The organism is Steroidobacteraceae bacterium (assembly GCA_041395505.1).
Lineage (GTDB): Bacteria > Pseudomonadota > Gammaproteobacteria > Steroidobacterales > Steroidobacteraceae > JAWLAG01.
On record JAWLAG010000002.1, the window covers coordinates 60,111 to 80,954 of the forward strand.

The following is a 20,844-nucleotide window of genomic DNA, read 5'->3' on the forward strand; positions in this document are numbered from 1 at the left end:
TTGCGCGGATTTCCCGCAACGACAAGCCTATCAACCCAGATGCAGCCCTTGATCAGATCCGCTCCGCTGGCATTGCTGACTCTGCTGGTTCTGCAGTTCGCACCAGCGCTCGCGCTGGCCCAGGGCACGCCGATCACCCGCGCGCAGCGTTTCACCGGCAACATCAATTTCGTGACCACGGGCGGGTCACTGCGCACCCAGCCTAACACGGGCGACTCCTGTGCCGTGGGCACGACCAACACCGCGGCACTCACGGGTATCCCGGCAGGAACCAGCATACGCGCGGCGTATCTGTACTGGGGCGGGTCGGGCGCCACCATCGACAGCAACGTGACGCTCAATGGCTCCGCTGTCGCAGCACAGCGCACCTTCACTGCGATATTCAACACTGGCGGCACGAACTACCCCTACTTCGGCGGCGTCGCGGATGTCACGACGAGAGTCACGGGCAACGGCAACTTCACTTTCAGCGGTCTCACCGTCAATACCGGCGCGCCGCATTGCGCCTCGTCAGCTGTTGCCGCGGGCTGGGGCCTGGTCGTGGTCTACCAGGGAACGAATGAGCGACTGCGCGCAATCAATATCTTCGATGGACTGCAGTTCTTCCGCGGCAGCGCGCTGACTCTCACGCCCGATGGTTTTCGCGTGCCGCCATCGAACATCGATGGTCGCGTGGCGGTGATCACCTGGGAAGGCGATCCGCAGAACTCCCTGCCACTCAATGGCTTCGCCGAGAGCCTGACATTCAACGGCACCCTGCTCGATGACGGACTGGTGCCGGCGGGCAGCGATCCCGTCGTGCAGCAGTTCGATGGCACCATCAATTCGATCGGCAATGTGAACAGCTACGGCGTCGATGTCGACATCTACGACGTGACGCCATTGCTATCGCCAGGGCAGACCAGCGCGACCACGGTCTACTCCTCGGGCGGCGACCTGGTGCTGCTCACCGCGCAGATCGTCAGTGTAACCACCGAACCGGTGGTCGATCTCGGCATCACAAAGACACATACCGGCAATTTCGCCGTGGGCAGCAACGGGCAGTTCACCATTACCGTGAGCAATGCTGCGGGTGTCGAGCGCGACGACAACGTCATCACCGTCACCGATACGCTACCCGCAGGTCTCGGCTTCGTCGCCGCGACCGGCACGGGATGGGCCTGCGGCGCATCCGGGCAGACCGTGACCTGCACGCACCCGCCCTTCCTCAATTCGGGTGCGAGCCTGCCGCCCATCAACTTGACGGTTGCCGTGAGTGCCGCCGCGGCGCCGAGCGTCGCAAATACGGCCACTGTCAGCAGCCCCAGCCTCGATATCAATCCGGCAAATGACAGCGCAACAGACACGGTCGTGGTCCTCGCGCCGAACCTGTCGACCTCGACCAAGACCGTGGTCGACGTCAATGGCGGAGAAGTCGCGCCCGGCGACAGCCTGCGCTATACCGTGACCCTGCGCGAAAGCGGCGGTGTCATTGCCACGCTCGCAAGCATGCAGGACGATGTGCCGGCGAACACTGCCGGGTTCAGTATCGTCAGCCTGCCACCGGGAGCGATCAACACCTCGACGCCGGGCGGCGGTGCGAACGGTACAGGCGTCGTCAACGTGACCAACATTACGGTGCCGGCCAATGGCACGGCGACGGTTGTCTTCGATGTCGTGGTCAGCAGCAGCGCGACGCCAGGCACGACCATCGACAACAGCGCCGTGATCAGCCAGCCAAACGGTCCGGGCGCGACACCCGCCGCGCCGACGATGACGGTCCTGCCGTCACAAATACCAGGCAGCGGCACCAAGCCCTTGTACCTGCACACGACGCCGGCACTCGACCTTTCTCGATTGCCTCCCTCACCCGCCGAGTCTTTCGCAACCATCAATGCGGGCCAGACGTTGACCTGGGCCCTCACCCCGCCGCTGCAGCTCGCTGTCGACCTTCCGGCCGGCAATATCGCCGTACCATTGTGGCTGCGCCGCGCCGGCTCGAGCAGCAGCCGCACGATCACCGTAACGCTCGCCAACTCGGCCACCGGCACGATCGGCAGCACGACACAGAGTTTTGCATCTCCGAGCAGCGGCGATCCGGTGCTGGTGAATGTCACGCTGCCCAATCCAACCGCGCAGAGTTTTCCGGCCGGATCGCTGTTCACGCTCGCAATCAGCCATGATGCGCCGGGCGGCAGCCGCCAGACACTGGTTTTCCCCAATGGCGTCGGTGCGGGCAACGTCTCGCGTGTCGAATTGAACAGCAATACCGTCATCAATGTCGACAGCGTGACCATGCACACGGCCGCCTACCCGTCGACCGCGGTCGCATCGACTTTCCTGCCTGGAGCGACGATCCATATACGCGCCGTCGTGAGCGATCCCTTCGGAAGCTTCGACATCGCCGGCGCGCGCCTCACCCTGGTCGATGGCAATGGCGCCACGCAAGTCAACAATGCCGCCATGGCGCAGGTCGCCGACAATGGCGCGGCCCTTCGGACCTACGAGTTCGCCTATACGGTACCGCTGAATGGCGCACCCGGCGTCTGGACGGCCAACGTCACGGCAACCGAAGGCAGCGAAGGCACGGTGACCGATCTCGGCGTAGGCACGGTGACCATTGCGCCACTCCTGCCAACGCTGGCGGTCGCCAAGACCTCGAGCGCGTTTTCGGACCCCTACAACGGCACGAGCAATCCATTGCGCGTACCGGGCGGGGTCACCCGCTACACCATTACGGTGACCAACAGCGGCCCGGGCAACGTGGACTCGGGCAGCCTCACGATTACCGACGTCGTGCCGCAGAATACGGCACTTTACGTCGGGCCGGTCAATGGACCTGCCGTGCAATTTACCGATGGCGCGACAGCGAGTGGACTCAGCCTCGGCGCGGTCGCTTACTCGAACCAGCCAGGCGGCGGCGCGCCGTTCAACTACACGCCGTCGCCGGATGGCGGCGGGTTCGACGGCGCGGTGACCGGCATTCAGGTCACTTTGAACGGCACGATGGCCGCAGTCAGCGGCGCCAACCAGCCATCGTTCAGCATCGCAATCCGGGTGCGCGTCGACTGAGCGCGTAACGCTCTCGCGATCAGCGCGCGCGTCGCGTCCTGCGTTTCACCTTGGCCGTGCCGCGGCGGCGCTTAGCAGCCTTCGCCGGTGCAGCCTTCGCCAGCGCTGCCTTCTTGCGCCGCCTGGGTGGCCAGAGCATGGAGCCGCGGCATTTGGGCGAGCCGCAGCGGCAGGCATAAATCTCATCGACATTCGGCGGATCGCTTTTCTCGCGACCGATCTGGTAGTCGTAGGTGAGTTCCTCGCCCTTGGCGATCGGCCGGACCGATTCGATGAATACGCGGCGGTTTTCGATGACCGACTCGCAATTGGGGTCGCAGGAGTGATTGATGAACCTGGCATCGTTGCCATTGTGGCCGGCATCGATCACGATCCTGCTATCGACGATGAACAGAAAGGTATGATTGTCGTTCTCGTCCTTGTCGTCGTAACGGTCATCGGCTTCCTTGTGGGAAACGCGATCGCCCAGGTACTCGATGACCCGAACACCCTTGGGGATCGCCTTGCTGGCGAAGCCGCCCATGCCGTGAACCTTCGAACGTCTGACCCTGAACCAGGGTGAATCCTGTTGCTGTTTCATCGTCGATTGAGTGTTGCCTATGCTGGTTAAACGGCCACCGCGGCCTTGATTGCCGGATGGTATTGATAATTCTCGAATTCGAAGTCGTCAAAACGATACTCGAAGATACTGGGTGGCCGCCGCCGGATACGCAGGTGCGGCGCCGGCAACGGCTCGCGCGCCAATTGCAGGTCGGCCTGGGCAAGATGGTTCTGGTAGAGGTGACAGTCGCCACCGGTCCAGATGAACTCGCCCGGCTCGAGATCGCATTGCTCGGCGAGCATGTGCGTAAGCAACGCGTAGGATGCAATGTTGAACGGCACGCCGAGAAAGATATCGGCGCTGCGCTGATACAGCTGGCAGGACAGGCGCCCGCCGGCGACATAGAACTGAAAGAAAGCGTGACAGGGCATCAGCGCCATGCGCTCCAGCTCGCCGACGTTCCAGGCGCTGACGATGATGCGTCGCGAATCCGGATTGCTGCGCAACTGCGCGACGACTGCACTGATCTGATCGATCTGCCGCCCATCCGCGGCGGGCCAACTGCGCCATTGGTGTCCGTAGACTGGGCCCAATTCGCCGTTCGCGTCGGCCCACTCATCCCAGATACTGACACCGTGTTCGCGAAGATAAGCGACATTGGTATCGCCGCGCAGGAACCATAGCAGTTCGTGGACGATCGATTTCAGGTGCACCCGCTTGGTCGTGACCAGCGGAAATCCGCGTCCGAGGTCAAAGCGCATTTGATAGCCGAAAACCGACAAGGTGCCAGTGCCGGTGCGATCGCCCTTGTGTGCGCCCGTGCTTCGCACATGGCGCATGAACTCGAGGTAGGCTTTCATGATGCGGTCGCGAAATTGCCGCTGGGTCGACTGCGACGGTAGGCGACAACGAGCAGCGCACAACCGGCGAGGAACATCGGCAGCGACAATAGCTGCCCCATGGTCAACCAGCCGCCCGCGAGGTAACCGATATGCGCATCGGGCAGGCGCCAGAATTCGACAGTCATGCGCGCGAGGCTATAGAGAACGAGGAACAGACCAGACGGCGCGAGCTGGGGTCGCCGCCTCGCGGTGAACCACCACAGGATGGCAAACAAGATGACACCCTCGCCCAACGCCTCGTAGAGCTGGGTCGGGTGGCGTGCCTGACCGTCCACGACAAAGGCCCAGGGGACCTCGCCGGGCTTGCCCCACAGTTCGCCATTGATGAAATTGCCAAGGCGCCCGGCCAGCAGGCCGATCCCGGGGAGCGGTGCCGTGAAGTCGAAAACGTCGGCGATCGCGCGCCCACGCCGGCGCGCGAACAGCGCGAGGGCGATCAGCACACCGATCAGGCCGCCGTGAAAGGACATGCCGCCGTCCATGATCTTCAGCGGATAGAGCCAGTCGTCACGCCAGTAACCGAGGCCGTAGAAAAGCACATAGCCGAGGCGGCCGCCCAGGATCACCCCGAGCATGGCGAAGAATATGAGGTCATCGACATCGACCGCGCTCCAGGTGGAGCCCCGCTGCCGGGCGCGGCGGCGGGCAAGCCACCAGGCCGCGGCAAATCCGATGAGGTACATGATGCCGTACCAGCGAATCTTGACAGGCCCGAGCGAGATGGCGACCGGATCGACATTCGGAAACGTCAGCATGGTGGCCAATTTTAGCGGTTTGGCAGGCGCGCGATGCGGCAAAAAAACACCTTGAGGTAGCGGGTCTCCGCAACGGCGGGCAGGAAGGGATGATCGGCCGACTGACCGCCCACTTCCAGCACCTGCGCGAATACGCCGCTTTGGCGTGCCGCATGGGCGATCTCGGCGAGCAGGTCGGCCTCGGCGAGGTGATATGAACAGGACGCCGACACCAACAAGCCCTGATCGTGCAGGCACCGCATCGCCAGTTGATTGAGCTTGCGATAAGCGGCCCGGGCACGCGCCAGATCGCGACGCCGCTTGGCCAGAGCCGGCGGATCGATGATCACGATGTCGAATCGCTCGCCGCGAGCGTGCAGCTGCTCGAGCGCATCGAAAGCATCGCTCTGCAGGGTTTCGAGCTCGAAGCCATTGTCGCGCGCACAGGCGACGGCATTGGCAAGCGCGCCGGCGGAGGAGTCGACAGCCAGTGCGCTACCTGCCCCGGCGGCCAGAGCGGTGCTCGCCCAGGCACCGGCATACGAGAACACATCGAGGACACGGGCACCGCGTACGACATGGCGTCGCAGGCGTTGTCGATTGTCGCGCTGATCGTAGAACCAGCCGGTCTTTTGCAGCCCGGTGAACGGCAACTGAAATCGCAACGGGCCTTCGCGCACCTCGAGCATGGCGGGCGCGGCGCCGACCCAGCGCTGCTCGTGTGCAAGGCCTTCGAGATCACGCGCCGAACTGTCGTTCTTCCACAGCAATGCGGCGGGTTTCAGCACGCGATCCACTGCCCGCTCGAGCGCCGGGCGCAACGCCTCCATGCCGCAAGTTGCGATCTGGCCAACCAGGACATCGCCGTAGCGATCAAGAATCAGGCCCGGCAGTCGATCCGCCTCGCCGAACACCACCCGATACCAGGGATCGCTGTAGAGCTGCTGGCGGCACTCGAGCGCGCGCTCGAGACGCAGGGCGATCAGCTCCTCGCCGAGCGGCCCTTCGGAAGGGTCCGCGACGAGGCGCGCGCAGATCAGGCTATGTGGATTGACATAGACGAAACCCAGCAGCTCACCGCGGGCGCTCAGCAGGCGCGCCTGCGATCCAGGTGCGAAGGATTTCAATGGGCTGTGGCGGTTGTCCACTTCGTTGGCGAATACCCAGACGTGGCCCGCTCGCAGTCGCCGCTCCTCACGAGGCAGGAGCCGAAGTTCTGCAAGCAGGCCTGTTGGGCTCGGAATATTCATGGGGGCGATGCGACCCGGTCGCGACAGCGTCGTCGCGTTGTTATAGTGACACGCACATTTTAGTCCATTCACCGGAGCAGCCCTGAGCAATCAGACGTCAGGCAACCGTCTCACGAGCGAGACCAGCCCCTACCTGCGCCAGCATGCCGATAATCCCGTGCATTGGCAGCCCTGGGACGATGCGGCGCTTGAAATCGCGCGCGCCAGCGGCAAGCCCATTTTGCTGTCGATAGGATATGCAGCCTGTCATTGGTGCCACGTCATGGCGCACGAGTCGTTCGAGGATCCGGCGACAGCCGCCGTGATGAATGAACTATTCGTCAATATCAAGGTCGACCGCGAGGAGCGGCCGGACCTCGACAGGATCTACCAGCTTGCGCACCAGCTGCTCACACGCCGCGGCGGCGGCTGGCCATTGACGATGTTCCTTGCTCATGACGATCAACGACCATTTTTCGGCGGCACATATTTTCCGCCGCAGGCGCGCTTTGGACTGCCGGCGTTCCGCGATCTGCTGGAGCGCGTCGCTGCGTATTACCGAGAGCGTCAAAGCGAATTGCGCGAACAGAATCGCGCGCTCCTCTCGGCGCTGACCGAAATCATGGCCGCGGAGGCCGGCGAGCAGGGCCCGCTGGACGCCGAGCCCATCAAGGCCTGGCGCAGCGAGATCGCGGCGCAATTCGACGCGCGCCACGGCGGCTTCGGTGGTGCACCCAAGTTTCCCCATGTGAGCAGCATCGATCTGCTGTTGCGGCAATGGTGGCGCAGTGCCCGTAGCGAGCAACCGGACCTTGAGGCCCTGGCGATGCACAGCCTGACGCTACAGCGCATGGCAGACGGCGGGCTGTTCGATCACCTCGGCGGTGGCTTCTGCCGTTACAGCGTCGATGCGTCCTGGCAGATCCCGCATTTCGAGAAAATGCTCTACGACAATGCCGGACTCATCGCGAGCTACGCCGAAGCGGCACTGGCGACCGGCGAGGAACGTTACCGCAAGACTGCCAATGAGGTCGGTGACTGGTTGCTGCGGGAGATGCAGGCGCCAGGCGGTGCCTTCTATTCGAGCCTGGATGCCGATTCGGAAGGCGAAGAGGGGCGCTTCTACGTCTGGCAGCGCGATGAGATCGCGCAGCAATTGACCGCGCCGGATCAAGACCTGTTTGCCGCCCGCTTCGGTCTCGACGGCGAACCCAATTTCGAATCGGCCTGGCATCTAGCCGTCAAGTGCGACTTCGAGGCACTCGCCGCGCAGGCCAATCTGCCCGTTGCCGATGTCAGGGCGCGCATCGATTCGGCGCGGGCCAGACTTCTCGCTGTTCGTGACGAGCGAGTGCGCCCTTCGCGCGACGAGAAAATACTGACCTCGTGGAATGCCCTCGCGATACGCGGCCTGGTGATCGCCGCCCGCAGTCTGCGGCGCGACGACCTCGCTGATGCCGCGCGATCGGCGAGCGCATTCCTGCTGCGACACCTGTATCGCGATGCCCGCCTGCTTGCGACGGCGCTCGACGATGGCACGGCCAAGTTGAATGGCTACCTCGACGACTACGCGCTGCTGGCGGATGCGCTCGTGGAACTGCTGCAGCTCGGCTGGCAGCCCGAGCTCGGCGCCGCGTTGCTACAACTCATCGAGACCCTGCTGGCTCAATTCGCCGATGAGCAGGCGGGCGGATTCTTCTTCACGAGCCGGGACCATGAGTCGCTGCTGCTGCGCAGTCGCAGTTTTGCCGACGATGCGAGCATCGGTGGCAGCGCCTGCGCCACTCGCGTCCTGCAGCGCTGCGGCTGGTTATTCGCAGAGCCGCGCTATCTTGCTGCAGCCGAGAAGAGCCTGCGTGCCGCAAGGGCGGCCAGCCTCCGCCATCCCGCCGCACACAGCGGCATGTTGCTTGCGCTCGATGAATTTCTGCACCCGCCGGCACTGGTGATATTGCGCGGTCCGCGCACGGCGCTCGCCGAGTGGTGCAACGAGCTCGACGCGCTCTACGATGCCGGCCGACTCGTGTTCCCCATCGCCGAGGACTGCGCGGGCTTGCCGGCCGCCCTGGCAGGCAAAGCGGGCGTTCCGGGTGAAGTGCGGGCTTATGTGTGCCGCGGCTTGACCTGCGGCGCGGCACTTGCAAGCCTCGAGGATCTCGTCGCGGCGCTCGGCTACGGCGGCGCGGCCGCCGCTTGCGGCTGAAGGTCGGTCGAGCCCGGCGGCAGGCCCAGTTCCTCGTCGGTCGGTGCGACCGCAAACTGGCGTACCGGTTCGGTTTCCACCAAGCGCTTGAGCGCCTCGAGATCACGCTGCCGCTGCTTCGCGATGCCCCGCTTCAGGAGCGGTATGAATACGCGTCGCCAGCCGCGCGGCTGCATGATGCTGTGCCAGCTCAACTGGCATTGCTCGCCCATGTCTTCGATGGCGAATTCACTCAGCATGCGCGCACGCGGCGATAGCGACTGCGCGACATAGAGGCGTGGCGGCACGACCTCGAGCGCCGTCTCCTCGCTCGCATAGTCGTCATAGACAAACCGGCGTTTGCTGTCGACGCCGCGGGTCTGGCCAAATACCGTCTCGACACGTTGCAACCCCTCCAGCCAGCGCGCGGCCTGATGTTCGTCCATGAGCACCAGCCAGGCCTGCGGCGCAGGACGGTCGATCGTGATGCTGTTCTTGAACTCGACCTTGTCGAAGGTAATGGCAACGAGTAGCGCGATGACGAGCAACGCCGCGATCACATTGATGATGATTTTCATCGGCTGCCTCGACGCTGGGTTTGAGGGCGCCTGGGACGGCGCCGCGTGGACTCGACGACCGCCTGGTGCCCGGTATCTCCGGGCCAGGCATTGACGGTAATGATGCGGGCGCGCGGGAAGAAGTTGAAATCCGTCGCGCTCGCGGCCGTGTAGGCGCCCATCGCGCGGCCCATGATCAGATCGCCAGCCTGCAATTGCGGCAACATGATGTTCTCGGCGACCACGTCGATACTGTCACAGGTAGGACCCGCAAGCACGGACGGGTATTTGCGCGCGCTGCCACCCAGTGCCTCCACGGGATAGCGGGCGTGATCGTAGAGCTGTCCACTGTAGGAGCCGTACAGGCCATCGTCGAGGTAATACCACCATAGCCCCTCGCGGCGCGCCCGGCCCATCACGCTTGCGACACCGAGCGCCGCGGGACCCACGATATAGCGACCCGGTTCGGCTATGACCCGCACATTGCGCGGCACCTCGCGCAGTGCCTTGCGAATGGGCGCGCAGAAGAACTGTATGTCCGGCGCTCGCTGCGCGTAGTCGATGGGGAACCCGCCACCGATGTCGAGCGTCGTCGGTGTTGCAAGGCGCATCTGGCGCGCCGTGGCAAGAAGCTGCGTGCAGACCTCGATCGCCTCGACGTGCTTCAGGGCATCGGCTGATTGCGAGCCGACGTGAAAGGAAAACCCGGTCACCTCGATCCCGAGCCTGCGCGCCAGTCGGCACAGTTCGATGGCGTCTTCGGGATCGCAGCCGAATTTCCGCGACAGGTCACAGACCGCGCCCGGGCTGCGGAAGGAAACGCGCAGCAACAACCCGGCGCGACTGGCGAAAGGCCGGAACTTGCGGATCTCGTCCGGATTGTCGGCAACGAAGGTCCGCACGCCATAATCCAGCGCAGCGCGGATGTCGGCTTCGCGCTTGATCGGATGCGTATGGATGCAACGGCCCGGATCGACGCGCATGCGACGCACGAGATCGACCTCGCCACTGGTTGCAAGATCGAGCCAGCCGCCCATTTCGAGCACGGTGCGCACCACCGAGGGGTGCGGCATGGGCTTCAGGGCGTAGTGCAGGTCGACCCCCGGCAGTGCCCTTTGCAGCTGGCGGTACTGACGGCGCAATCGATCGCAGTCGAGTATCAGCAGCGGCGAACCGAAATTGGCAACCAGGCGCCGTACCGCGGCGGGCCGAAAGGGGTCGCCCGCCACTGCAGGCTTGACGGATTTCGCAACCGACCGGGTCTTGCTCTTGGTATGACTCAACGCGCTGCCAGCCTTGGAACATTTGGCGGTCACCAGGACCGCGCCGAATCGCACAGTTTCACGAAATTGGCGGGCGGCGCGCAAGGGCCGTTCGGGGATTTGCTACTCTTTGGACCATGAGCGAGCCCAATCGTTCCGCCAATCTGCAGGATCCACTGGCGGAACTGACAGCGTTGCTGCTGTCGAACCATGCCCTGATCATCCTCGAGACCCGCGAAGAGCAGCGTGCGCTCGAGCTCCTGCGGCGCGCGAGCCTCAATGCACGCCGCAAGCGCGACTGGGGCGTATTTCAATGGACTGTGACCGAAGGCCTGCAACGCATCGATCGCGACCTGGGCGGGCCATTGCGAACGGTCGCCGACCCGACGCAGTTCCTGCGCCACCTGAAGGCGACACCCGCTGCCGGCATCTATGTGCTGCTCGACTTTCACCCCTACCTTGCCGACCCGGTCAACGTGCGCATGCTGAAGGACGTGGCGCAGGGCTATGGGGACGTCGCCCGCACCGTCGTGCTCATCAGCCATCACCTGGAGCTGCCCGGCGAGCTCGACCATTTCGCGGCGCGCCTGACCTTGAACATGCCGACGCTCAACGAGCGGCGCATGATCGTAACGCGCGCCATTGCCGATTTCGCCGCCAGCCACAATGGCATCGCGCCGCCTGTCGACAAGGAGGCCGAATCGCGCCTGCTCGAGAACCTCGCCGGACTGTCCGCCAGCGACTGCGAGCGCCTGGTTCGTCAGGCGCTTGCGCACGATGGGGCGATCACTTCTGCGGACCTGCCGCGCATCATGGCCGCCAAATTCGAGCTGCTGAACCGCAACGGCACGCTGACCTACGAGCCCGACACGGCGCGCTTCGCCGACATCGGCGGACTGCATCGCCTGCGACAGTGGCTGCAGGCGAGAAAGCCCGCATTCGATGGCAGTGCCGCCGATCTCGAACCTCCGAAGGGGGTACTGCTGCTCGGCGTACAGGGCTGCGGCAAGAGCCTGGCAGCCAAGGCGGCGGCGGGCGTCTTCGGCGTGCCGCTGCTGCGTTTCGATTTCGCCGCGCTATACAACAAGTGGCATGGTGAATCCGAGCGCAACCTGCGCGAGTCGCTGAGCTCGGCAACGGCGCTTGCGCCCTGCGTGTTGTGGATCGACGAAATCGAAAAAGCGATCGCCACCGGCGATGGCGAGGGCGGCACTTCGCGCCGCGTGCTCGGCAGCCTGCTCACCTGGCTCGCAGAGAACCAGAGCCGCGTTTTCGTCGTCGCCACGGCGAATGACATTGCGGCGCTGCCGGCCGAGCTCCTGCGCAAGGGACGGTTCGATGAAATCTTTTTCGTCGACCTGCCGGGCGCCGATGCGCGCCAGGACATCCTGCGCATCCACACCGGCAAGCGCGGCATCGAACTGGCGCCAAACCAACTGGCCGCCCTTGCGCGTCACTGCGAGCATTTCTCCGGCGCGGAAATCGAACAAGCCGTGGTGGCTGCGCGCTATGCCGCCCATGCCAGCGGATCGACGGTCAGCGCGCAGCTGATTGCCCGCGAACTGGTTGCGACACGACCGCTGGCCGTCGTAATGGCCGAAAAGGTCGCGGCCCTACGCAACTGGGCACGGGATCGGACCGTCTCAGCCGACTAGAGCGAGCCAGTCCCGCGCGCTGTCACCGAAGGCAACGAAATGCGGGTTGAGGAGCTCTTCCTTGCTGTTGTAGCCAAGGTCTGCTCCGTCCAGGGTCACGACCTTGCCGCCGGCAGACTCCAGCACGGCCTGCGCCGCAGCGGTATCCCACTCGCAGGTTGGGCCCAGGCGCGGATAAACGTCGGCCCTGCCTTCGGCGACCAGGCAGAACTTGAGCGCACTGCCGACCGCCAGTAGCTCATGGGCCGGGACCCTCGCGAGGAAGGCATCCAGCGAACTGCCGCGGTGGGATCGACTGCCGACGATACGCACCGGGTCGGCACAGCGGCTGACGACGATCGGCCGAGCGGGCTGCATCCGCTCGCGCCGAAAAGCACCATGGCCCAGCTCGCCATGATAGATGAGTCCCTGCGCCGGTACACCGACGACTCCGAGGATGGCGCGATGATTTTCCACCAGCGCAACGTTGACGGTGAATTCACCGTTGCGTGAGAGAAAATCGCGCGTGCCATCGAGGGGATCGACCAGCCAGTAGCGCTGCCACCGGCGCCGCTCGGCATAAGGGACCGCCGCCGATTCCTCCGACAGTACCGGGTAGCGGGGCTCCAGCCGTTCGAGTCCCGCAGTGATCAGGCGGTGCGACCGCAGGTCCGCCTCGGTGAGCGGCGAGCTGTCGGCTTTTTCAGCGACGCGCAGGTCACCGCTTGCATAGACCTCCATGATCGCCGCACCGGCACGGTCAACGAGTTCGACGATTTGTTCGATCAATGCGCGATTCCCGGAAGGTCGAGGCCGTGCTCGCGTGCGCAGTCTAACGCAAGCGGATAACCCGCATCGGCATGACGCATCACGCCGCTCGCCGGGTCATTCCACAGCACGCGTTCGATGCGCCGCGCCGCCGCGTCGCTGCCGTCGCAGCAGATGACCATGCCGGCGTGTTGCGAATAACCCATGCCGACGCCGCCGCCGTGGTGGATCGACACCCAGGTTGCGCCGGATGCGCAGTTGAGCAAGGCATTCAGCAACGGCCAGTCCGATACCGCGTCGGATCCATCGCGCATGGCCTCGGTCTCGCGGTTCGGTGAGGCCACCGAGCCCGAATCGAGGTGATCGCGCCCGATGACGATGGGCGCGCGCAGCTCTCCGCTACGCACCAGCCGGTTGAATGCGAGACCGAGCCTATGCCGCTCGCCGAGCCCGACCCAGCAGATACGAGCCGGCAGACCCTGAAACGCAATGCGCTCGCGCGCCATGTCGAGCCAGCGATGCAATTCGCGGTGATCCGGCAGCAACTCCTTGACACAGGCGTCGGTGCGCTCGATATCGGCCGGATCGCCCGACAACGCGCACCAGCGAAACGGCCCGACGCCGCGGCAGAAAAGCGGCCTGATGTAGGCTGGCACGAAGCCGGGGAAGTCGAAGGCATTGGCAAGGCCTTCGTCGCTCGCCATCTGCCGGATGTTGTTGCCGTAATCGACGGTCGGCACGCCGCGGCGATGGAATCCGAGCATGGCCGTAACCTGCACCCGCATCGAAGCACGCGCCGCCTTGGCGACCTCCTGCGGCGAGCGGGTCCGTCGCTCGCGCCACTCGGCAAGGGTCCAGCCGAGCGGCAGGTAGCCATTGACGGGATCATGCGCCGAGGTCTGGTCGGTCACGAGCGAAGGCTTGGCGCCGCGAGCGAGCAGCGCGGGAAAGATGTCCGCGGCATTGCCAAGGAGGGCAATCGAGCGCGTCTCGCCGCGCTCGCACCAGTACTCGATGCGCGCCAACGCATCGTCGAGGGATTCGGTCGACTCGTCGAGGTAGCGCGTGCGCAGGCGAAAGGCGATCCGTTCAGGGTCGCACTCGATGGCAAGACAACAGGCACCGGCCATCACCGCCGCCAGCGGTTGTGCGCCGCCCATGCCGCCGAGACCCGCGGTGAGGATCCAGCGGCCGCGCATGTTGCCGCCATAATGTTGGCGAGCAGCTTCGGCGAAAGTTTCGTAGGTTCCCTGCACGATGCCCTGCGTGCCGATGTAGATCCACGAGCCCGCGGTCATCTGCCCGTACATCATCAGGCCCTTGCGGTCGAGTTCGTTGAAATGCTCCCAGGTCGCCCAGTGCGGCACCAGGTTGGAGTTGGCGATGAGCACGCGCGGAGCGTCATCGTGCGTGCGAAACACACCGACCGCCCTCCCCGACTGCACCAGCAGCGTCTCGTCGTGTTCAAGCCGGGTCAGGGCTGCGACGATCCGGTCATAGTCATCCCAGCTGCGCGCCGCGCGTCCGATACCGCCGTAGACGACGAGCTCGGCGGGATTTTCGGCGACGTCGGGATGCAGATTGTTCATCAACATGCGCAGCGGCGCCTCGGTCAGCCACGATTTCGCGGTCAGTTTCGTGCCGGTCGGGGCGCGGATGCTGCGTTGTTGTCGGTGAAATGCGCTCATGTCCTCATCTCCAGTCGGCCGCCGCGCGCGAGTTCATCGAGCGCAAGCAATATCTCCCCGAGCACGCGCTGCACGGCCGATGCGCGCTCCTCGCGCCAGCGCCAGGGTGGCGTTGCGTCCATATAGCAGCGCTGCGCCAGTTCCATCTGCACGGCGTGCACGCCGGCAGCCGGCTGCCCGTAATGGCGGGTGGTCCAGCCGCCGCGAAACCGGCCGTCGACGACATGGCTGTAGCCAGTCGCGGTCCGGCAGATGTCGGCCATCCCCGCCACGACATCCGGCGCACAGCTGCGGCCGCCATTGCTGCCGATATTGAAGATCGCGAGTTCGCCATCGAACAGGAAAGGCAGGACGGAACGGATACTGTGGCAGTCGTAGAGAACGACGCAGCCAAAGCGCTCCTTGATTCGCGTGATCTCACGCTGCAGCGCTTCGTGATAGCAGGAATGGAATTCCCGCAACCGGGCCGCGATATCCGCGGCGTCCGGCTCAGTGCCCTCGCGGTAGATCGGCTCGCCGGCGAAATCGGTCAGCGGGCACAAAGCGGTACTGTTCTGCCCGGGATACAGGCTCGCTCCGTCGGGACTGCGATTGGCGTCGATGACGTAGCGGTGGAATCTCGCACGCACGCGGGTCGCACCGGGCAGCAACGGCAGATAAAGGCGATCGACATGCCAGTCGGTATCGGCGAGCGCCCGCCCGCGCTCGTTCAATCGCTCCCAGAGTGCCGATGGCACCTCGACACCGCTATGCGGCATCGCGAGCAGCACCGGGCCGTCGCCCGGGGTGACTTCAACCGCCGACATTTGCATCGAGGGGCGCGAGCAGTTGCGCCCGCCCGGTCGCCCTGACCACCTCGGCCGCGCGCACCAGCGCCGCCGCTCGCGACAGGTCGGCAGCAAGGATACGATCCTCGCGGAGCGGTGCGACTTCGCGCCTCAGGCAGGCAATGACCGCTGCGAGCTGATCGCTCGTCGTCAAGGGCGCACGCAGATGCACGCCCTGTGCGGCGCAGAGCAACTCGATGCCGAGTATCTGCGCAAGGTTTTCGTTCATGGGACCCAGGCGGCGTGCGCCATGGGCCGCCATGGACACGTGATCTTCCTGGTTGGCGCTGGTGGGCGTGGAATCGGTCGAACAGGGGTTCGCGAGATGCTTGTTCTCGCTCATCAGCGCAGCTGCGGCGATCTCCGCCACCATGAAGCCGGAATTCAGGCCCGGGTTGGGTGTCAGGAAGGGGGGCAGATCGAAGCTGAGCGTGGGGTCGACCAGCAATGCGATGCGTCGCTGGGAGATCGAGCCGATCTCGGCAATCGCGAGCGCAGTCTGGTCGGCGGCGAAGGCGACCGGTTCGGCATGAAAATTCCCGCCGGAAACGATCTGCTGCGCGCGCTCGAGCAACAACGGGTTGTCGGTAACCGCATTGGCTTCGATACGCAAGGTCGCGGCGGCCTGGCGCAACAGGTCGACGCAGGCGCCAGTCACCTGCGGCTGGCAGCGAATGCAATAGGGATCCTGGACGCGATTGTCATCGCTCCTGTGCGACTCGCGTAGCGGTGAGCCATCGAGCAGCGCCCGCATTGCCGCGGCCACCTCGAGCTGGCCGCGGTGACCGCGCAGCTCGTGGATTTCCTCGAGCAAGGGTTCGGTCGAAGCCATGGCCGCATCCGTGCTGAGCGCACCCGTGACGACCGCCGCCTGCGCGCAGCGCCAGGCATCGAATAGCCCCGCCAGCGCAAGCGCGGTGGAGAATTGCGTGCCGTTGATCAGCGCCAGGCCCTCTTTCGGACCCAGCTCGATGGCCGCGAGGCCGGCAGCAGCGAGTGCCGCGGCGCCCGGCATCCGTTTGCCCTGAAAATACGCCTCGCCCTCGCCTATCAGTACGGCGCCGAGGTGGGCAAGCGGCGCAAGATCGCCTGATGCGCCCACCGAACCCTGCACAGGGATCAACGGCAGCACATCGCGCGCGAGCATCTGTTCGAGCAGCTCGATGAGTGCATAACGCACGCCGGACGCGCCGCGCGCGAGCGACAGGAGCTTGAGCGTCATGGTCAGCCTGACGACGGCGGGTCCAAGTGGCGGGCCGATCCCGCTGCAGTGAGAGAGAATCAGGTTGCGCTGCAGGCGCGTGGCATCGCCCGCGGCGATGCGCACGCTCGCGAGCCGGCCGAATCCCGTGTTGATGCCATATACGGCGCGTTCGCCCGCTGCGTACGCGGTGAGCCGCGCGGCACCGGCATCGACAGCCGCTCGCGCCGCCGGGTCGATACGCACGGATTTCGCGCTGCGATAGACCTCTTCGAGATCGGCGAGTCGCGCATGGCCTGGACGCAGAAGCAAGGTCATGATTCACCTCCAAATATGCGCTCGACAGGTCGCGCACCGCCCAGGCGACAAATGAGTTCGGCCGGATCGCTCGCGTCCCAGATGGCGAGATCGGCCCGCAGGCCAACCGCAAGCCGGCCTGTATCGGCAAGACCAAGCGCACGCGCGGCATGGCAGGTGATTGCCGCGAGCGCCTCGGCAGGCGTCAGCTCGAACAACACGCAGGCCATGTTGGCGGCCAGCAGAAGCGACGTAAGGGGCGATGTGCCGGGATTGCAGTCGGTCGCAACCGCGATCGCAACGCCCTGGGAACGCAAATCGGCGATCGGCGGCTTGCGCGTTTCACGCAGGCTGTAGTACGCGCCGGGCAGCAGCACGGCGACGGTACCGGCCGCGGCCATTGCCGCAATACCCGACCGGCTGGCGTACTCGAGATGATCGGCCGACAGCGCGTGATTGCGAGCGGCGAACTCCGCTGCACCCACGTCGCTACGCTGGTCGGCATGCAGCTTGACGGGCAATCCAAGCTCGCGCGCGACATCGTACAGCGGCTGCAGCTCCGCGGCGGTGAACGCGATGTCCTCGCAATAGGCGTCGACCGCATCGACCAGCCCACGTTCATGCGCGGCGCGCAGGGCCGGAATGCAGCACTCGCGGATATACTCACCAACGCGGCCGCTGTATTCGCCGGGAAGGGCATGCGCGCCGAGGAAACTGGCACGCACGCGCACGGGACGCTGACGCGCCACTTCGCGCGCAGCGGCCAGCATCGTCAGTTCCGTCTCAACATCGAGCCCATAGCCCGACTTGATCTCGAGCGTAGTGACGCCTTCGGCCAGCAAGGCATCGATGCGCGGCATGGATTCGCCGAGCAGCTGCGCCTCGTCGGCATTGCGCGTCGCACCCACGGTCGCCATGATCCCGCCCCCCGCGCACGCAATTTGCTCATAGCTCGCGCCCGCCAAGCGTGCCGCGAATTCGGCTGCGCGATTGCCCGCGTGCACGATATGCGTGTGGCAGTCGATCAGACCCGGCGTCACCAGGCGCCCTTGCAGGTCCAGCCGCGGCCAGTGGGAGTACGACGCGGGTACGGCCGAAGCCGCGCCCGTCCAGGCAATGACACCGTCGGCCCAGGCAATTGCCGCCCCGCGTTGCATTGCACAGGGATCATGGCCGGGTCCGCACATGGTCGCCAGCGTGGCATTGACGAGCAGACGCCCGGTCATGTCACGCGATCCTGCGGGGTCGACGGCCTTGTGTTTATTATGTGCATACATAATAGTCGAGGCGCATTATATACCCATGCAATCGATCACGGCGAAACGGGCCCTGCTGCCCGATGGCTGGCATGGCGCGGTGGCGATCGACGTCGATGCGAACGGTCGCATCGCGGCGATACGCGCGGCGCCTGTCGCTGAGGCCTGCGAGCACGACCTGCTCCTGCCGGCGCCCGCCAATGTCCACAGCCATGCATTCCAGCGGGCCATGGCCGGACTCGCCGAAGCGCGCGGCACCGCCGGCGGCGACAACTTCTGGAGCTGGCGGCAGCGCATGTACCAGCTGGTCGAGCGGCTGACACCGCAGGATCTTCACGCGATCACGGCTCTCGCACAGATGGAGATGCTCGAAGCGGGATTCGCGAGCGTCGCGGAGTTCCATTACCTGCACCGTGACCCGAATGGCGCAAACTACGCCGACGTGGCCGAGATGGCCAGCGCCGTGGTGGCGGCGAGCCGGCGCAGCGGCATCGGACTTACGCTGCTGCCCGTGCTCTATCAGCGTGGCGGCTGCGACGGCCGCGCCCTCGAAGGCGCGCAGCGGCGCTTCGGCAACACGTTGCACGAGTACCAGCGCCTGCTCGAAGCGTGCCAGGCACTGTGTGCGCATGCGCTGGCCGATTTTCGCGTCGGTGCGGCCGCACACTCACTGCGGGCCGTCGAAGCATCCGCGATGATCGAGCTGTCCCAGCTGCCGTCGGCGCAACTCCTGCACATCCATGCCGCCGAGCAACGCAGCGAAGTCGAGGAAGTCAACGCCTGCCTCGGCGCAAGGCCGGTCGAGTGGTTGCTGCGTCACTGCGGCGTCGATGCAAGGTGGACCATCGTACACGCGACCCACCTGCTCGCCGGCGAATTGAAGGCCCTGGCTCGAAGCGGTGCCGTCGCGGCGCTGTGCCCGGTGACCGAAGCGAACCTCGGCGATGGCATATTCCCGGCGGGCGAGTTCGCCGGCGAGAACGGACTGTGGGGCGTTGGCAGCGATTCCAATGTCGAGATTTCCGTGGCGGCGGAGCTGCGCATGCTCGAATATTCGCAGCGATTGCGCGATCAGGAGCGCACCCGACTTGCCGCGACCGGCGGATCGAGCGGACGGTTTCTCATCGAGCAGGCGGTGCGCGGCGGCGCGCGTGCGCTTGGCCGCGGTGGCGGCGGGATCGCCCTCGGCGAATACGCCGACCTCATGACGCTCGACAGCCATGATCACCGCTACGCCGCGCGGCGCGACGACCAGTGGCTCGATACCTGGATATTCGCGGACGGCGGTGTGAGCGAGGTGTGGGCAGCAGGACGACACCTCGTGCACCAGGGACGGCATGTCGAGCGCACGGCAATCATCGCCGACTACCGTCGCTGCCTCGAACGACTGCGCACATGGTGAATGCGCGCGCGCGGACGGGCTGGCAGGCGGTGCGCGATGAAGTCCTGCGCCGCATCGAGACGCGCCGCTGGCTGCCGGGCATGGCGATACCGACCGAAGCCGAACTCGCCGGCGAGCTGCACTGCGCAAGGACCACGGTCAATCGCGCATTGCGCGAGCTCGCCCGCAGCGGCGTACTGGAGCGGCGGCGCAAGGCCGGCAGCCGCGTGGCGTTGCATCCTGTGCGCCGCGCGATGCTCGACATCCCCCTGCTGCGTCACGAGGTCGCGGCCATTGGCGCGGCCTACGGCTACCGCCTCCTCGCCCGGCAGACGCTGCCCGCCAATCGCATCATCGCGAGACAACTTGATCTCGCGCAAGGCGCTCCGCTGCTGCGCCTGCGGGCCTTGCATCTGGCAAATGGCCGCCCCTATGTCTATGAAGATCGCTGGATCGATCCGCGCGTGACGCCGGCTGCAACTGAGGTCGATTTTGCGGGCATCAGCGCCAACGAATGGCTGATTGCGAATGCACCACTCAGTACCGGCAAGCTGGCCATCGCAGCCGTGCCGGCGCCGCCGGCGGCGGCGCGCGCACTCGGCTGCAAGCGCAGTGCGCCGCTACTCCTGCTGCGCCGCACGACCTGGCTCGGCGACCGGGCGGTCACCTGCGTCGACATGTACTACACACCCAACCACCAGTTGCAGAGCGAATTCTGATGCCCACTGCCGCAGGACTTGCCACTTTCGCGCTGCTCTTCGCTGGCGCAGCCCTGGTGCCGGGACCTGGCCAGGCCGCACTGCTCGGCCAGGTCCTGCATCACGGCCGCCGGCAGGCCATCGGCTTCGGGCTCGGGATGATTGCCGGCAACCAGCTGTGGTTGTGGCTTGCGGCGGCAGGACTCGCCGCGATCGCGGCGCGACACGGGCCGCTATTCGCCGCGATCCGCTGGCTCGGAATTGCCTATCTGCTCTATCTCGCGCTCCGGCTGTGGCGCGCTACGCCCGGCCGGGCTGGCACCCAGCCACAATCGGGCGCGCTGACGCCGTGGCTCGGCGGCCTTGGCGTTGCGCTCGCGAACCCCAAGGCGCTCGCGTTCTTCGGCGCCATCCTGCCTCAGGCCTTCGACATGAACTCACTGCACCTGCAGGGAGTCGTGACGATCGCCGTGCTCGGTCTAACGATCGACCTTGCCGTGCAATGGCTCTACCTGGCGGGCGCCGAACGAATCGGCCGGTCGCTGCAAAAACCGCGACGGCTGACATGGCTCAACCGCGGCACTTCGCTCTTGCTCGCCGGTGCGGCCGTTCTGCTCGCCTTGCGGCGCTGAGCGG

17 protein-coding genes are annotated in these 20,844 nt (G+C 65.5%); 6 read left to right on the top strand and 11 right to left on the bottom strand.

The window, feature by feature from the left end; all coding sequences use genetic code 11:
* Positions 1 to 48 precede the first annotated feature (48 nt).
* Positions 49 to 3,051, top strand: coding sequence for a hypothetical protein (locus R3E77_12930; protein MEZ5500320.1), 3,003 nt, complete (start codon positions 49 to 51; stop codon positions 3,049 to 3,051).
* A gap of 19 nt (positions 3,052 to 3,070) precedes the next feature.
* Here the strand turns inward: R3E77_12930 and R3E77_12935 are convergent, their stop codons facing one another.
* From R3E77_12935 to R3E77_12950, 4 genes are read right to left on the bottom strand one after another with little or no spacing between them, the layout of a single operon-like run.
* A complete protein-coding gene (locus R3E77_12935; GenBank protein MEZ5500321.1) occupies positions 3,071 to 3,631 on the bottom strand; it encodes an SET domain-containing protein-lysine N-methyltransferase in 561 nt (186 codons plus the stop codon).
* Between the two features lie 26 nt (positions 3,632 to 3,657).
* Positions 3,658 to 4,452 carry a thymidylate synthase gene (gene thyA / locus R3E77_12940; protein ID MEZ5500322.1) on the bottom strand — a complete coding sequence of 265 codons (795 nt, stop codon included), beginning with the start codon at positions 4,450 to 4,452 and terminating at the stop codon, positions 3,658 to 3,660.
* Positions 4,449 to 5,249 (bottom strand): prolipoprotein diacylglyceryl transferase, encoded by an 801-nt coding sequence (gene lgt, locus R3E77_12945; protein ID MEZ5500323.1) that lies wholly within the window; start codon positions 5,247 to 5,249, stop codon positions 4,449 to 4,451. Before lgt ends, thyA begins: the two co-directional genes overlap by 4 nt.
* 11 nt (positions 5,250 to 5,260) lie before the next feature.
* Positions 5,261 to 6,478, bottom strand: a complete 1,218-nt coding sequence (locus R3E77_12950) for a class I SAM-dependent rRNA methyltransferase (protein ID MEZ5500324.1) — start codon at positions 6,476 to 6,478, stop codon at positions 5,261 to 5,263.
* Positions 6,479 to 6,560: 82 nt separating this feature from the next.
* Here R3E77_12950 and R3E77_12955 point away from each other — a divergent pair, with 82 nt between their 5' ends.
* Positions 6,561 to 8,660: a thioredoxin domain-containing protein gene (locus R3E77_12955; GenBank protein MEZ5500325.1), complete on the top strand. Its 2,100-nt coding sequence runs from the start codon at positions 6,561 to 6,563 to the stop codon at positions 8,658 to 8,660.
* Here R3E77_12955 and R3E77_12960 read toward each other — a convergent pair.
* Together R3E77_12960 and R3E77_12965 are read right to left on the bottom strand one after the other, a co-directional pair.
* Positions 8,630 to 9,217 (bottom strand): SRPBCC family protein, encoded by a 588-nt coding sequence (locus R3E77_12960; protein ID MEZ5500326.1) that lies wholly within the window; start codon positions 9,215 to 9,217, stop codon positions 8,630 to 8,632. The two genes, R3E77_12955 and R3E77_12960, sit on opposite strands and share 31 nt — an antisense overlap.
* Positions 9,214 to 10,512: a type III PLP-dependent enzyme gene (locus tag R3E77_12965; GenBank protein ID MEZ5500327.1), complete on the bottom strand. Its 1,299-nt coding sequence runs from the start codon at positions 10,510 to 10,512 to the stop codon at positions 9,214 to 9,216. The genes R3E77_12960 and R3E77_12965 overlap by 4 nt, the downstream gene beginning before the upstream one ends.
* An 83-nt stretch (positions 10,513 to 10,595) precedes the next feature.
* Here R3E77_12965 and R3E77_12970 point away from each other — a divergent pair, with 83 nt between their 5' ends.
* The gene (locus R3E77_12970; GenBank protein MEZ5500328.1) at positions 10,596 to 12,113 is read left to right on the top strand and encodes an AAA family ATPase; all 1,518 of its coding nucleotides are present in this window, start codon (positions 10,596 to 10,598) and stop codon (positions 12,111 to 12,113) included.
* On the opposite strand, the gene cysQ is transcribed toward R3E77_12970, so the two are convergent.
* From cysQ to hutI, 5 genes are read right to left on the bottom strand one after another with little or no spacing between them, the layout of a single operon-like run.
* A complete protein-coding gene (cysQ, locus tag R3E77_12975) occupies positions 12,102 to 12,881 on the bottom strand; it encodes a 3'(2'),5'-bisphosphate nucleotidase CysQ (GenBank protein MEZ5500329.1) in 780 nt (259 codons plus the stop codon). The two genes, R3E77_12970 and cysQ, sit on opposite strands and share 12 nt — an antisense overlap.
* Positions 12,878 to 14,548 (bottom strand): urocanate hydratase, encoded by a 1,671-nt coding sequence (gene hutU / locus R3E77_12980; GenBank protein ID MEZ5500330.1) that lies wholly within the window; start codon positions 14,546 to 14,548, stop codon positions 12,878 to 12,880. Before hutU ends, cysQ begins: the two co-directional genes overlap by 4 nt.
* The gene (gene hutG, locus R3E77_12985) at positions 14,545 to 15,354 is read right to left on the bottom strand and encodes an N-formylglutamate deformylase (GenBank protein ID MEZ5500331.1); all 810 of its coding nucleotides are present in this window, start codon (positions 15,352 to 15,354) and stop codon (positions 14,545 to 14,547) included. The genes hutU and hutG overlap by 4 nt, the downstream gene beginning before the upstream one ends.
* Positions 15,341 to 16,894, bottom strand: coding sequence for a histidine ammonia-lyase (gene hutH / locus R3E77_12990; protein MEZ5500332.1), 1,554 nt, complete (start codon positions 16,892 to 16,894; stop codon positions 15,341 to 15,343). The genes hutG and hutH overlap by 14 nt, the downstream gene beginning before the upstream one ends.
* Positions 16,891 to 18,099, bottom strand: a complete 1,209-nt coding sequence (hutI, locus tag R3E77_12995) for an imidazolonepropionase (protein MEZ5500333.1) — start codon at positions 18,097 to 18,099, stop codon at positions 16,891 to 16,893. The genes hutH and hutI overlap by 4 nt, the downstream gene beginning before the upstream one ends.
* Positions 18,100 to 18,175: 76 nt before the next feature.
* Between hutI and R3E77_13000 the strand changes: the two genes are divergently transcribed.
* From R3E77_13000 to R3E77_13010, 3 genes are read left to right on the top strand one after another with little or no spacing between them, the layout of a single operon-like run.
* Entirely contained in the window at positions 18,176 to 19,531 is a 1,356-nt protein-coding gene (locus tag R3E77_13000) for a formimidoylglutamate deiminase (protein MEZ5500334.1), read from the top strand.
* The gene (locus R3E77_13005; GenBank protein MEZ5500335.1) at positions 19,525 to 20,229 is read left to right on the top strand and encodes a GntR family transcriptional regulator; all 705 of its coding nucleotides are present in this window, start codon (positions 19,525 to 19,527) and stop codon (positions 20,227 to 20,229) included. The genes R3E77_13000 and R3E77_13005 overlap by 7 nt, the downstream gene beginning before the upstream one ends.
* Positions 20,229 to 20,840, top strand: coding sequence for a LysE family transporter (locus tag R3E77_13010; protein MEZ5500336.1), 612 nt, complete (start codon positions 20,229 to 20,231; stop codon positions 20,838 to 20,840). The genes R3E77_13005 and R3E77_13010 overlap by 1 nt, the downstream gene beginning before the upstream one ends.
* The last annotated feature ends 4 nt before the right edge of the window (positions 20,841 to 20,844 follow it).